This window comes from Kocuria coralli, assembly GCF_008831305.1.
In the GTDB taxonomy this organism is placed as follows: Bacteria; Actinomycetota; Actinomycetes; order Actinomycetales; family Micrococcaceae; genus Kocuria; species Kocuria coralli.
The window spans coordinates 112,513-125,577 of record NZ_ML708617.1 but is presented as its reverse complement, the minus strand read 5'-3'; the positions used below and the strand labels follow the sequence as shown (position 1 = coordinate 125,577).

General features: G+C 68.7%; 11 protein-coding genes. 6 read left to right on the top strand and 5 right to left on the bottom strand.

Features of this window, described 5'->3' with window-relative positions:
- Positions 1-33 precede the first annotated feature (33 nt).
- Positions 34-1,977, top strand: coding sequence for a glutaminase A (gene glsA / locus FCK90_RS08510; RefSeq protein ID WP_158033883.1), 1,944 nt, complete (start codon positions 34-36; stop codon positions 1,975-1,977).
- A gap of 81 nt (positions 1,978-2,058) precedes the next feature.
- On the top strand, positions 2,059-2,670 hold the full coding sequence (locus tag FCK90_RS08505) for a hypothetical protein (RefSeq protein WP_158033882.1): 612 nt from the start codon (positions 2,059-2,061) through the stop codon (positions 2,668-2,670).
- 299 nt (positions 2,671-2,969) lie between these two features.
- Here the strand turns inward: FCK90_RS08505 and FCK90_RS08500 are convergent, their stop codons facing one another.
- Positions 2,970-4,379 (bottom strand): IS1380 family transposase, encoded by a 1,410-nt coding sequence (locus tag FCK90_RS08500; protein ID WP_158033881.1) that lies wholly within the window; start codon positions 4,377-4,379, stop codon positions 2,970-2,972.
- A gap of 294 nt (positions 4,380-4,673) precedes the next feature.
- Here FCK90_RS08500 and FCK90_RS08495 point away from each other — a divergent pair, with 294 nt between their 5' ends.
- The 3 genes from FCK90_RS08495 (at position 4,674) to FCK90_RS08485 (ending at position 7,458) form a co-directional block, all read left to right on the top strand.
- Positions 4,674-5,291 (top strand): hypothetical protein, encoded by a 618-nt coding sequence (locus FCK90_RS08495; RefSeq protein ID WP_158033880.1) that lies wholly within the window; start codon positions 4,674-4,676, stop codon positions 5,289-5,291.
- A gap of 3 nt (positions 5,292-5,294) precedes the next feature.
- Complete coding sequence (locus FCK90_RS08490) at positions 5,295-6,320, top strand: inorganic phosphate transporter (protein ID WP_158033879.1); 1,026 nt, start codon at positions 5,295-5,297, stop codon at positions 6,318-6,320.
- A 238-nt stretch (positions 6,321-6,558) separates the two neighbouring features.
- Positions 6,559-7,458, top strand: a complete 900-nt coding sequence (locus FCK90_RS08485) for a hypothetical protein (protein ID WP_158033878.1) — start codon at positions 6,559-6,561, stop codon at positions 7,456-7,458.
- A gap of 67 nt (positions 7,459-7,525) precedes the next feature.
- On the opposite strand, the gene pstB is transcribed toward FCK90_RS08485, so the two are convergent.
- Genes pstB through pstS form a run of 4 tightly spaced genes read right to left on the bottom strand, consistent with a single transcriptional unit; the run spans position 7,526 to position 11,560 of the window.
- The gene (pstB, locus tag FCK90_RS08480) at positions 7,526-8,305 is read right to left on the bottom strand and encodes a phosphate ABC transporter ATP-binding protein PstB (RefSeq protein WP_158033877.1); all 780 of its coding nucleotides are present in this window, start codon (positions 8,303-8,305) and stop codon (positions 7,526-7,528) included.
- Between the two features lie 36 nt (positions 8,306-8,341).
- The gene (gene pstA / locus FCK90_RS08475) at positions 8,342-9,463 is read right to left on the bottom strand and encodes a phosphate ABC transporter permease PstA (protein ID WP_158033876.1); all 1,122 of its coding nucleotides are present in this window, start codon (positions 9,461-9,463) and stop codon (positions 8,342-8,344) included.
- Entirely contained in the window at positions 9,463-10,443 is a 981-nt protein-coding gene (gene pstC / locus FCK90_RS08470; RefSeq protein WP_158033875.1) for a phosphate ABC transporter permease subunit PstC, read from the bottom strand. The genes pstA and pstC overlap by 1 nt, the downstream gene beginning before the upstream one ends.
- A gap of 34 nt (positions 10,444-10,477) precedes the next feature.
- A complete protein-coding gene (gene pstS, locus FCK90_RS08465; protein ID WP_158033874.1) occupies positions 10,478-11,560 on the bottom strand; it encodes a phosphate ABC transporter substrate-binding protein PstS in 1,083 nt (360 codons plus the stop codon).
- Between the two features lie 262 nt (positions 11,561-11,822).
- On the opposite strand from pstS, the gene FCK90_RS08460 reads away from it, so the two are divergent.
- Positions 11,823-12,980, top strand: coding sequence for an FUSC family protein (locus tag FCK90_RS08460; RefSeq protein WP_246180099.1), 1,158 nt, complete (start codon positions 11,823-11,825; stop codon positions 12,978-12,980).
- The last annotated feature ends 85 nt before the right edge of the window (positions 12,981-13,065 follow it).

Sequence of the window (13,065 nt, the reverse complement as noted above, 5' to 3'; positions counted from 1 at the left end):
GATCGGGAGTGCACCACATCACCGGAAGGAACCATGGCCCCTCCCAGCACCGCCCCCGAGCACGAATCCGTCCACCGGCTCTTCGGCCCCTCCCCTCTGGAGAACGCCCTCCAGAAGGTCCACGAGGCGCTGAAGGACATCGACGACGGCGATCCCTCCCACTCCACCCTGGCCCTGGAAGAAGCCGACCGGGATGACTTCGGCATCGTCATCGCCACCGCCGACGGGCACGTCTACGAAGCCGGGGACACCCGCAAGTGCTTCTCCATCCAGTCCATCTCCAAGGCCTTCACCTACGCCATGGCCCTGGAGGACCACGACCACGAGTACGTGGACGCCAAGATCGACGTCGAGCCCAGCGGCGACGCCTTCAACGAGATCTCGATCGATCCCGTCTCCCAGGTTCCCGCCAACCCCATGATCAACGCCGGCGCCATCGCCGCCACCTGGCTGGTCGCCGATGGAAAAGGCAAGAGCCGCCGCGAGCGCATCCTGGAGACCTACTCGCGCTGCGCCGGCCGTGAGCTGGACCTGGACCTCGACATGCAGCAGCAGGAGCACGACGCCGGGGACCGCAACCGGGCCCTCGGCTGGCTGCTGGCATCGGTGGGCGTGATCGAAGGCGATCCCACCGAGGCCCTGGAGGACTACTTCGCCCAGTGCTGCGTCATGGTTGACACCAGGGACCTGGCCATGATGGGCGCCACCCTGGCCTCGGGCGGGGTCAACCCGCTGACCGGCGAGCGCGTGTTCCAGCCGGAGACCGTGGAGCGGGTCCTGTCGGTCATGAACTCCTGCGGCATGTACGACGACGCCGGGGACTGGTTCGTCCGCGTCGGCCTCCCCGCCAAGTCGGGAGTGGGCGGGGGCATCATCGCCGTCGTACCGGGCCAACTGGCCCTGGCGACCTTCTCACCGCCCCTGAATCGGCAGGGCACCAGCGTGCGAGGCAAAGCCGCGTGCGAGCGCATCTCGCAGGCCATGGACCTGCACTTCGCCCGCGGCCCCCGGCCCGCGCGCAGCACCGTGCGGTCGGTGACCTCACTGGCCCAGTCGCCGTCGCTGATGCGCCGGGACGAGGCCTCACGGGCGCTGCTGTCCCGGGCCTGCGAGGACATCGCGGTGATCGACATCCAGGGGGACCTGCTGTTCCCCGGGGTCGAGGACTGCATGCGGACCATGCGCCAGGTGGCCGCGGGCGCGGAGGCGATCGTGGTGGACTTCACGCTGACCGACGAGATCGCAGGCTTCACCCTGCGCATGCTGACCGCCGCCGCCGAGGGCATCCGGGAGCACGGCCGGGAGGTCTACTTCGTGGCCGGGGACGCGTGGGAATACGACTGGGGCGATCTGCCGGTCTTCGCCTCGCGCGATGCGGCCCTGATCCATGTGGAGGACCGGGTCCTGGAACGCGCCGAGGAGGACCACTCCGAAGATGCCATGTCGGACGAGGAGATCCTGATCGAGAGCGATCTGCTGCGCCGCACCGGCAAGGACCTGGCGCGCCGGATCTGGAAGTACTCCCGCCCGATCACGGTCTCCCGGGACGAATACCTTCCCGAGTGCGAGGCCGTCCCCGGCTCCGTTCACCTGGTGGTGCGGGGCACCGCTCGGATCCTCGCCTCCTCCCCCGACGGCGGCACCCGCCCCATCCGCGGACTGCGCCCCGGAACGGTCTTCGGCGATCCCCGCGGCGCCAGGGAGGACGAGGCGGAGGCCCGTGATCACGAGCACGAGGAGGAGGCGGGCAGCGGCCACTTCATGCGGCTGCAAGCCGAGACCGATCTGAAGGTGCACACCCTGGACCCGGAGTCCCTGGAGAACCTCGAGCGGGCCGATCCTGAGGCCGCCCTGGCCTTGTGGAAGGCCCTGGCCTGGCTCGAGGCCGAGGACGTGGTGGCCTCTCTGCACGAAGCGCTGGGCTGGGAACCTGGTGACCACTGGCGTCACCGCGGCGACGACGACGCCGGAGAGTGAGCGGGACGGCCCCGTTCCGCGCAGCGCAGATCGGGTCCCGGGACCCTGGGCCGATGATCGGGTCGGTCGTAGGCTTGCCCCATGGCTTCGAAGCGTGAGCACCACAGCCCCGTGAAGTTCTCCCCCGAGGTGTTCGATCAGGCGGAGGGCGGGATGGACCCTGCCCTGGTGGCGGAGATCGCGCACGTGACGGCATCCGCCGTCGTCAGTCGCGGCCGGGCAGTCGACGACCCGGAGATCCACCGGCGGCTGGTCGAGTTCACCGACACGGAGGGCCTGGACGGGCTCGCCGCCCTGTGGGCGGACGCTCCCCCGGTCAGCCTGCCCGGCGCCCTGTGGCGGCTCTACGCCCTGCGGTCCTCCGTCCAGGCGGACCCGGTGAGGATGAGCCGCTGGTTCGCCGCGGGGCGCTCAACGGCCCAGGTCTCCCACGTGGTCGCCGGCGTCGCGGATCCCCCCGGGGCCGAGGAGATCCAGCAGATGGCCGACACGATCCTCAACGGCGCCTGGACGGGGGACTTCGACGTCGCCCTGGAACGCTTCGCCGCGTTCTGCCGGGTGGCCGCCCTGGGCCGGCTCAAACTGGAGGACCACGAGGGGCTCGACGCCGTGCGGGGTGCCCGGAAACTGGAACGCACCGCCGAGGATCTGGAGGCCGCGGCGCGTTCCTGGCGCCACGGATCGCTCGACTGACGGGCACCGCCGCCCGGTTTGACCGGCCCCCGGTGGTGGCTCGTACGATAGGAGCAGGTGCCGGGCCGCAGGTAGCCCCGGGCTCCATCATTTAGCCGCTACGAGCGGCCTTCCGCCGAGAGGCGCTCCCGGTCCGGCACCCTTAGCCTCGATCCACCGACTCAGGTTAGGGCCGGCGGCCGATATCCCGGATCGGCATTGAGCCGTTTTTTGGCGTGACGTGGTGGCCGGCCTCGCTACCGGTGGTGTTCCACTGATGTTCTTTCGGTTGTGCCGATGCCCGGCGGGTGGTCGGGTGGTTATGCCGGTTGCGGTGGCGGGTGGACGGCGGTGAAGAGCCGCTCGAATCCCTGTTGCCAGGGCCATGCCTGGGGCAGGCGGATGCGGATCCTGCGGGCGCTGGAGGCGATCCGGGCTGGCAGATTCACGAGCCTGGCCCGGATGGTCCCGGTCCGGGCCCGGGCGAACTCTCCGGCAGCGAGGATCCCGGCGGTGCGGGTGAGGTTGTAGGCCATCACCGCGCAGACCAGCCAGGCGCCGTTGGCCCCGAAACGGCCGGAGGGCAGGTGGGCCAGGGCGCTGTCCTTCAAATCGGCGTTGACCTGCTCGATGACCGCGTGGCCCCGGTGGGTCTGGTCCGCGGTCACCGTGTCCAGCACCTCCGGGTCGGTGGTGGTGAAGAAGGCGTGGAACCGGTGGGTGTCGAACAGTGTCGGCTGGTCCGTGTCCTGGGGGTTCAGCTCGGGGATTCGGCGCACCACCAGTCGACCGGGGACCCGTTCGGTTTTCTTCCTTGAGGTGAACGCGGTGAAGGGGACCTCGGCCACCTCCGCCTTGGAGATCCACGTGCCGGTGTCCTCGTCGAAGATCGCCTGCGGGTACCTGATGCCGGTCCACGCTTTCTCGTCGATGCCGGCGATAGCGGCCTTGACGGCCTTGTCCATCTTCACGGTCACCGACACCTCCGCCCCGGCGGTGAGCGCGGCGGCCACGGTGGCATGCCCATAGAAAGCGGAGTCGGCCCGGACCAGCACCCGGGCGCCGGCCGCCGGCACCAATCGCTTGAGGATGGCCAGCGAATCCCCGACCAGCCTCGAGGCCCCGCGCGGGGAGCCGACCGAACCGCGGCGCAGCCGCTGACCCAGGATCACCGGGGCCGCGGTCTCGGTGCTGGCGGTGGCCAACAGGGCGTTGAGCCCACGGACCCCGGAGTACCCGTACCCGGAACCCTGCTTCTGGTAGCCGTGGACCTCGATGATCGTGTCGTCCACATCAACATAAACGAACCCCGGATCCGCACCGGCAGCGCCGGTGCGTCCCAGCAGCGGGGCCCGGCCGGCCAGGTTCACCAGGAACCGGGAGGCGACCGCGTCGAGTTGGCGCACGTGCCCGAAGGTGAACTCACGCAGGAACGAGCCCAGGGTCGAGGGCGCATAGCAGCCGCCGAACACCCGTTTCATCGCCCCGTGGCGCAGCACGGCCATGTCATCGATCGAGTCCGCCCCCGTGCACATGCCGGCCACCAGGGCCGCGACCTTCGCCCCGGCGTTGGCGCCCTTGTCGGTCGGCACGCTCAACCGACCTCCGGCCAGCTGGTGCAGGCCGGCCTCGGCGGCCAGTTCCATCACCGGCACCAGCCCGGCGGACCCGATGAGGTTCGGCTCGTCGAAGGAAACTGACACGGCAGCAGGCGTGTGGGAAACTTGCATCTGCGAGATGCCCTCTCATCGCGGTGGAACGGAACCCTGAACAAGTCCCATTCTTCCCGGTCAGACGGGCATCCCGTCTTTAATTGCGACCCAAGCCCAGCATGCTCATCGGTGGATCAAGGCTTAGACCTCCCTCCCACCGTCCTCCGCACGGCCTCACCTCGTGTGACGATGCACCGCGACGCGCCTCGGTCCGGCAGTTCACTTTGACCCGGTATGGTGCCTGTGCCAGCGCAAGCATCGGGACTTTGCGCTGCCCCATGGCCCGTGCTGCAGCGAGAGGTGAGGACTGCGATGCCCTTCCGGATCTTCCCCGAGGACGACCGCGTCCTCGACCTGCTCGCCGAGATGGCCGGTCAGGTCAACGAGAGCGCCCGCTGCTGCTCGGAGCTGCTGGGGGCGGAGGACGGGCACATCGAGGAGGTCCTCGCCGAGGCCCGCAGCATCGACTCCCGCTCAGCCGACCTGTACTTCTCCGCGATGACCACCTCGCGCTCGTCGTACGTGCTGCCCATCCCCCGCTCGGACGTGTACGTCCTCAGCGGATGGCTGGCCCGGGCCTGCGAATCGCTGCTGCTGGCCGCCGAGGCGATGGCCGAGCCCACCACGCGCAGGCAGGCCAAGCGCACCGCCGAGCAGCTCAACACCATCGGGCGGATGGCCAACCTCAGCGTGCGCGCCATGCACGGCCTGAGCGACCTGACCGGGCTCGACGAGTACTGGTACGACATGCTCCGGCTGCGCAAGCAGGCCGACCGCACCTTCGAACTGCACCGCCTGGACCTGCTGGACAAGCACAAGCCGGCGGTGGCACTCAGGCTGACCATCATGGTCGAGCACCTGCACAACTGCACCCGGGCCATGAGCCAGCTGGCCACCGAGGTGGGCCGCATCGTGGTCTCGGAGACCTGATCCGTGATCCATGCACTGGTTGTCATCGCGCTGATCCTCACCGTGGGCTATGCCCTGGTGAACTCCTTCCACGACGTCCCCAATGCCACCGCGATACCGGTTCGGCACCGGGCGCTCAGCCCGGTGCTGGCCCTCATGCTGGCTGCAGGGCTCAACGTGGTCGGCGTGGTAGCCGCGACCATCCTGCTGCCCCTGGCCCATATCGAGCCCATGGTGGTCGAGCCCATCGACCCCGCTCCGGCCCTGGGCGTCATCATCTGCACGCTGCTGACCACCATCGGCTGGGATCTGCTCACCTGGTGGTGGGGCCTGCCAGCCTCGACCACCTCGGCCTTCATGGGCGGCATCGTGGGAGCCACCGTGGCGCTGGGCTGGGTGGATCTGACCGCGGACCTGCCCCTGGACGCGGGGCTCCTGGGACATCTGGTCGTGCCCGTGATCCTGGCCCCGCTCGTGGCTTTCGCCCTGGCCTGGGTCCTGGTGATCCCCAGCGTCCGGGGCCTGCGGCACGTCGAGGCCGATCAGGTCCGCCTCCTGGCCCGCGTGGGCATGGTGGTCGGCTCCACCGGGACCAACGTGGGGCACGGGCTCTTCCACGGCCAGCGGGTCCTGCTGCTGATGATCACCATCCCGGCGATCGGGGGGCTCACCGCCGGCCCGATCGATGAAGCGCTGCCATGGGCCATGGCGGTCACCGCCACCGCTTTCGCCGTCGGCAGCCTCCTGGGTGCATGGCGTATCGCGCGGACCATCTCCTCCCGCATGGTGAGCACCGACGCCCTGCGCGGCGGGGTGGCGCAGGGCGTCTCGGGTCTCCTGCTGTTCGCCGGCGGGCTGGCCGGTGGCGTGTCGATGTCCACCTCCCAGACCACGGCCGCGGCGGTGCTGGGGACGGGTACGAACCAGAAGTACCGGTCGACGAACTACCGCGTGGTGGGCAAGGTGCTGCTGTGCTGGCTGCTCACCGCGCCGGTGTGCGCCGTCGTCGCCGGCACCCTGGTCCTGGCGCTCTCCCCCTTGCTGGGCTGAGGCTTCTCGATCCGTTCCCAACACGGATCAGTGCATTTCCGGGGCCTCCCGGTGTACTTATCCGTGTTGAAATCGCTGAGACCTCACCCAGCACTGTGGACAACCTCCACCGAGGCCTCCGCGCCCCTAGTCTCGGGGCATGTTCAGGCACCGGTACAGGCCACGGTTCCCCGCGCCGGAGACCGGGTCGCGCGCCGATTGGGGCCTCCCCAGCCGGGACCTGAAGAACGATCCGGGTATGACCCACCTGGCCCATACCTATTGGGCGCGGACGCCCACCCAGCCGACCGGGACCGACGACGCACCGGTGCTCCTCCCCGCGGAACGCGCGGCCCTGCTGCAGCCCCTGTTCGGGCCGGATGTAGCGGTCGGCGGGATCAGCGCGGCCCAGCTCTGGGGCATCCCCGTCATGACCGGGATGAACTGGGCGCAGGAGGTGCTCGGCGAGAGGGCGGGGCCGGCGTTCATCGATCCCCGCCCGCACCTGTCTTTCTGTGGGAGACGACGGCATCAGGGAAGACTCGACCTCGTGCTCAGACAGGGGCTGGGGCTTCCCCTGGAGAACGGCCTCTGGGGCTGCCGGGTCACCGGGGCGATCGAGACGCTCCTGGCCATCCAGCCCGTTCTTCCGGGGTGGCGGTCGGTCGTGGCCGCGGATTACGTCCTGGCGACCGGGCTCGGCTACCACGATCCGCGGTGGCCCTTGGCCCCGGAGGATCTGCTCGCCCTGCTGGATCGCCTTCCGCCGCGCACGCGGGGCCGTGCCGCCCTGAGACTGGCCCTGCACCGCTGCGCCCCGAACGTCTGGTCGCCCATGGAGACGCTGCTGCGCCTGATCCTGGTCCATGCGGGGCTCCCGACGCCTACGCCGAACGCGCCGGTGCTCCTCCCCAACGGCAGCAGGGCGTACCTGGACCTGGCGTGGGAGGAGGAGAAGGTGGCCGTCGAATACAACGGCGAGGTGCATTACCGGGATCGCAAGGCCTACGGCGACGAGATGCACCGCCTGGCCCAGCTGAGACGGCTGGGCTGGGCGGTGCACATCGCCGTCCTGGAGGATCTGCGCGAGCGCCGTCGTCGGGAGGCGATGCTCCGCGAGATCCGCGGCTCGCTGGCCCGGCGAGCGCGGCCGCACTAGATATGAACACGGATAAGTGCATTTCCGGGGCCTCCCGGTGCACTTGTCCGTGTTCGGAACCGCAGGATCAGCCGAAACGGCCGGACACGTAGTCCTCGGTGGCCTTCTGCTTGGGGTTCTGGAAGATCGTCGCGGTCTCGTCGAACTCCACGAGCTTGCCGGGCTTGCCGGTTCCCTCGATGTTGAAGAACGCGGTCTTGTCCGCGACCCGCTGCGCCTGCTGCATGTTGTGGGTCACGATCACCACGGTGAACTGCTCCTTGAGCTCGTGGATCAGGTCCTCGATCGCGATCGTGGAGATCGGGTCCAGGGCCGAGCAGGGCTCGTCCATCAGCACCACGTCGGGCTTGACCGCCATGGTGCGGGCGATGCACAGACGCTGCTGCTGGCCGCCCGAGAGGCCCGAGCCGGGCTTGTCCAGGCGGTCCTTGACCTCGTTCCACAGGTTCGCGCCCTTGAGCGAGGACTCGACCAGCTCGTCGGCGGCCGACCGGGAGATCTTCTTGTTGTTCAGCTTCACGCCGGCCAGCACGTTGTCCCGGATGGACATGGTGGGGAACGGGTTGGGGCGCTGGAAGACCATGCCGACCATGGAGCGCACGGTCACGGGATCCACGCCCTTGCCGTACAGGTCCTCCCCGTCCAGCATGACCTTGCCCTTGGCGTAGGCGCCCGGGATGACCTCGTGCATGCGGTTGAGCGTGCGCAGGAAGGTGGACTTACCGCAGCCGGATGGGCCGATGAAGGCGGTGACCGACCGGGAGTCGATGTTGATGTTGACGTCCTCGACGGCCAGGAAGTCGCCGTAGTACACGTTCAGGTGTTCGACGTCGATGCGCTTCGACATGGATATTCAGCTTCTTTCTAGTCTGCTTCGTCCGGCTCAGCGGCCGGCCGTCTTCGGCGCGAACGCCTGGGCGATCAAACGGGCGATCAGGTTCAGCAGCATCACGAACACGATCAGGATCAGTGCTGCGCCCCAGGCTCGGTCGGTTGAGGGGTCAGGCGCGGTCGGGGCGACGGGTCGCATCAACTGCTGGTAGATGAACGTGGGAAGTGTAGACATCCAATCATTGAATACGTTCCAGTTCACGGTATTGAGGAAACCGACGGTCACCAGCAGGGGTGCGGTCTCACCGATCACGCGCGCGATGGCCAGGGTCACGCCCGAGGCGATACCCGAGATCGAGGTGGGGATGACCACCTTGAGGATGGTGCGCCACTTGCGGACGCCCAGCGCGTAGGAGGCCTCGCGCAGCTCGTTCGGCACGATCTTGAGCATCTCCTCCGTGGCCTTCACGACCGTCGGGATCATCAGGACCGTCAGCGCGATGGCACCGATGATGCCCATGCGGGTGTTCGGCCCCAGGATCAGCCCGAACAGCGCGGAGGCGAACAGGCCCGCCACGATCGAGGGCACGCCGGTCATGACGTCCACCAGGAAGGTGACCACCTTGCCCAGCCAGCCGTCGTTCGAGTACTCGACCAGGTAGATCGCGGTCAGCAGCCCGATCGGCACGGAGAACAGGGTTGCCCAGAAGGTGATGACCAGGGTTCCGATGATCGCCTGCAGCACGCCACCGGGAACCGCGCCCCCTTCGGCTACCGCGCGCTGGTCGATCAGGCCCGTGATCCCGCCCATCGTTCCGGTCAGGAAGTCGATGGACAGCGTGGGAACACCGCGGGCGAGCACGGTCCAGATCACGGAGACCAGCGGGACGACGGCCAGGATGAACGCCGCGTAGACCACGTAGGTCAGGGCTGCGTCGGACCCCTTGCGGCTGCCCTCGATCGAGGTCACCGCGATCGGCGCCGCGATCAGGAAGAGCACCGCGGCGAAGATCGCCCAGCTCGCCACGCTGAAGGTGATCAGCGCCGAGACCGCGGCGCCGACGACGATGGCGCCCACCATCACCACGGGCACGAGCCACTTGGGCCGCTGTCCCGAGGTCAGGGTGTTCCTCTGGGAGGAGGACGAGGATTTGGATTGCGTGGAGATCGACATCAGTTGGCCCCCGAGAATTCCTTGTAGCGGGCGATGATGGCCCGGGCGATGAAGTTCACGATCAACGTGATGACGAACAGCATCAGGCCGGCGGCGATGAGCTCGGCCAGGCGGTCCCCGAACGCCTCCGGATAGTTCAGCGCGATCTCCGCGGCGATGGTGTTGTTGCCGGAGCGGATCAGCGACCACTGCAGCCCGCCCGTGGAGAGCACGAGCGCCACAGCCATGGTCTCGCCCAGGGCCCGGCCCAGGGCGAGCATGATCGCGGAGACGATGCCGGTGCGGGCGAAGGGCAGCACGGCCTGCCGGATCATCTCCAGCCGGGTGGCACCCAGGGCCAGCGAGGCCTCCTCGTGCAGTTTCGGCGTCTGGACGAAGATCTCCCGGGACATGGACGTGATGATCGGCAGGATCATGATGGACAGCACGATGCCGGCGGTCATCATGGTTCTGCCGGTCGCCGAGGCCGGCCCCTGGAACAACGGGATGAAGCCGAGGTTGTTGGCCAGCCAGTTGTAGAAGGGCGCCAGCGCCGGTGAGAGGACCGTGATCCCCCATGCGCCGTAGACGACCGACGGGATCGCGGCCAGCAGGTCGATGACGTAGCCGACCGGCTTGGCCACCTTGGCGGGCGCGTAGTGCGAGATGTACAGGGCGACGAGGATGCCGACGGGCGTGGCGATCAGCAGCGCGATGATGGCGGCCATCAGCGTGCCGAGGATCAGCGGGTAGACGTAGCTCAGGAAGCCGTTGCCACCCGATACCTCGTCGGCCGGGATCTCGATGACCGGGGAAGCCTGCCAGGTGAGGAAGATCGCGACCGCGGCCAGCGTCAGGAAGATGACGATGCCGGCTCCCAGGCTGAGCCCCGAGAAGATCTTGTCTCCGGCACGCCCCCCGGCGGAGGCCGCATCGGCCAGGGCGCTCGCGGGCTTTTCGCCGGCCTGCTTCTGCTCCTGGTCGGAGAGATTCGTGGACATGATTCAGACCCCTTCAGTCAGGGAGAGCTACCGATCAGGAAGCGGCGGAGATGTTGTCGAAGGCCTGATCGGCCTGCTCGCGCAGGGACTCGGACAGCGGTGCCGACCCCGCAGCTTCGTTGGCCGTGTTCTGGCCGTCCTCGGAGACCACGTACTTGCCGAAGGCCTGGGCGAGGTCAGCGGTTTCCTGGTCCTCGTACTGGTTGCAGAAGATGTGGTAGGAGACCAGCACGATCGGGTAGGCCCCGGCCTCGGTGGTGGTGCGATCCAGCTCCATGGCCATCTCGTTCTCCGAGCGGCCCTCGATAGTGTGCGAGGCCTCGACGGCCTTGGCAGCGGCCTCGGAGGACAGTTCGACGTACTCGTCGCCGACCTTGATGTTGGCGGAGGTCATGCCCAGGGTCGCGGAGGAATCGGCGTAGGTGATCGCTCCGTCGGTGCTCTGCACGGTGGAGACCACGCCGTTGGTCCCCTGGGCGTTCTCCTGGCCGCTGACGGGCCAGGACTCGGCGGCCTCGTCGGTCCAGACGTCGGGGGCCACGGCGTGCAGGTACTCGGTGAAGTTCTCGGTGGTGCCGGACTCGTCGGAGCGGTGCACCACGGTGATGTCGGTGCTGGGGAGCTCGACGCCGTCGTTCTGCTCGGCGATCTGCGGATCGTCCCAGGTGGTGATCTCGCCGCTGAAGATCATGGCGAGGGTCTCGGCGTCCAGGTTGAGGCTGTCGACGCCCTCGAGGTTGAAGGTCACCGCGATCGGGGAGATGTAGACGGGGATGTGGAACGCGCCGTCGGGGCCGCAGACCTCCTTGGAGGACTCGTACTCGTCGTCGCTCATCACGGCGTCGGAACCCGCGAAGTTCGCACCGCCGGCCAGGAAGGCCTGCCGTCCGGCGCCGGAGCCGTCCGGGGAGTAGCGGACGTCCAGGTTCGAGTGCTGGCCCTTGACGCCGTCGATCCACGAAGTCATGGCCGCCTCCTGGGAGGAAGCGCCGGCGCCGGTCAGCGTGCCGGAGACGTCTCCGTCGGAGCCACCGTCGCCGCCGCCGCCGCAGGCGGTGAGAGCCAGTGCGCCAGCAGCCATCACAGCGGCGGTACGACCAAAGTAGGAAGCCTTCACGATTGCCCCTTCACGTAGAGTCCCGGGCCCCGGTCCATTCGATTCGCTAGGGGCTCCGTATAGATGTCACGCCGGTGAGGTCCGGCATCGCGAGCCGCCGTTCGCATGGCACGGCGGACCCACGTGGAAAGACTTTAGGTGCGGGAGATAGCGAATGCAGCCGGAGAGCATGAACGGAAAGTGAACAGTGGGAACGTCCGCAGCCGCCGTCGTTGTACTGGGATCCGGCTCGCCCCGGCCCGGCCCTGCCTAAGATGGCGGCATGAGCTCAAGCACCACGCCCCCACCCCCGCAAGGGCTCACCGGGAAGCTGCGCGAGCACATGGGCGACGGGCTGCTGCGCGTCCGCTCCGGCCTTGCGCAAGCGCTGCAGGTCACCGTGGCCGCGGTGGGAGCGTTCGTGTTCGCCGAGCGGGTGCTGGGCCACCACGGCCCGATCTTCGCGGCGACGGCGGCGACGATCGCCCTGGGCTTCTCCAAGGGAGGCGTGCGCTACCGCCGCGTGCTGGAGGTCAGCATCGGGTGCACGCTGGGCATCCTCCTCGCCGAGCTGGTCACGCACTGGATCGGGCGCGGGGTCTGGCAGGCCGCCGTCGTCATGCTGATGTCCGTGCTGGTCGCCCAGTTCTTGAACAGCGCGACGCTGTTCACCACCCAGATGGCGCTGCAGTCGGTGCTGGTGGTCATGCTGCCCCCGCCGGTGGACGGCATGATGACCCGGTCGATCGACGCCATGGTCGGCGGCCTGTTCGCCCTGGTGCTGGTGTACCTGGTGCCCACGGACCCGCGCAGGCAGCCGCGCGAAGAGCTCCGCAACCTGACCAACGAGCTCTCCGACGTACTGCGGGAGGCCGCCGAGGCGGTGCGGCAGGACGACGCGCAGGCCGCGTGGCACAGCCTGGTCCGCGCCCGCAAGACCCAGCCCATCGTCGACGCCGTCACCGACTCCCTGAAGTCCTCGCACGAGATCGCGGTGGCCGCTCCCCTGTACCGGCGCCACCGGTCCGAGGTGGACGACATCTCCCGGGCCGTGCGCTACCTGGACCTGGTCGCCCGCAACACCCGTGTGCTGGCCCGGCGGGTGGCCAGCATCATCGACCACGCCGCGCTGGCACCGGCGGCGGTCGACTCCATCTCGGACTGCCTGGATTCCATGGCGGACGTGGTCAACACCGTGGGCAACGCCCTGGCCGTGGCGCAGCCAGGTGCGCGGGAGTCCTACATGCGCCAGGCCCGCAACGAGCTGCACGCCGTGGCCGCTCAGCTGCACCCGGACAAGATGGGCATCGAGACCATGGAGGGCCAGACCCTGGTCCTGCTGCTGCGTCCCATGGCCGTCGACCTCCTCGAGGCCACGGGCGAGGAGCACGAGGAGACGCTGAGCTACCTGCCCCGCCTGGACGGCTGGGACAGGCTCTGACCCTGCCCGAGAGCACCCGCACGACGACGGCGGCCTCCTCCGGCTCCCTCTGCATCGCCTCCCGTCCGACCCGCTGTGCTGTCCG

Excerpts from the sequence above, each read along its gene's own strand:
- FCK90_RS08460 (WP_246180099.1), top strand. The coding sequence starts at position 11,823 with ATGAGCTCAAGCACCACGCCCCCACCCCCGCAAGGGCTCACCGGGAAG.
- pstB (WP_158033877.1), bottom strand. The coding sequence starts at position 8,305 with ATGTCGAAGCGCATCGACGTCGAACACCTGAACGTGTACTACGGCGAC.
- pstA (WP_158033876.1), bottom strand. The coding sequence starts at position 9,463 with ATGTCGATCTCCACGCAATCCAAATCCTCGTCCTCCTCCCAGAGGAAC.
- FCK90_RS08495 (WP_158033880.1), top strand. The coding sequence starts at position 4,674 with ATGCCCTTCCGGATCTTCCCCGAGGACGACCGCGTCCTCGACCTGCTC.
- FCK90_RS08485 (WP_158033878.1), top strand. The coding sequence starts at position 6,559 with ATGACCCACCTGGCCCATACCTATTGGGCGCGGACGCCCACCCAGCCG.
- pstC (WP_158033875.1), bottom strand. The coding sequence starts at position 10,443 with ATGTCCACGAATCTCTCCGACCAGGAGCAGAAGCAGGCCGGCGAAAAG.
- glsA (WP_158033883.1), top strand. The coding sequence starts at position 34 with ATGGCCCCTCCCAGCACCGCCCCCGAGCACGAATCCGTCCACCGGCTC.
- FCK90_RS08505 (WP_158033882.1), top strand. The coding sequence starts at position 2,059 with ATGGCTTCGAAGCGTGAGCACCACAGCCCCGTGAAGTTCTCCCCCGAG.
- FCK90_RS08500 (WP_158033881.1), bottom strand. The coding sequence starts at position 4,379 with ATGCAAGTTTCCCACACGCCTGCTGCCGTGTCAGTTTCCTTCGACGAG.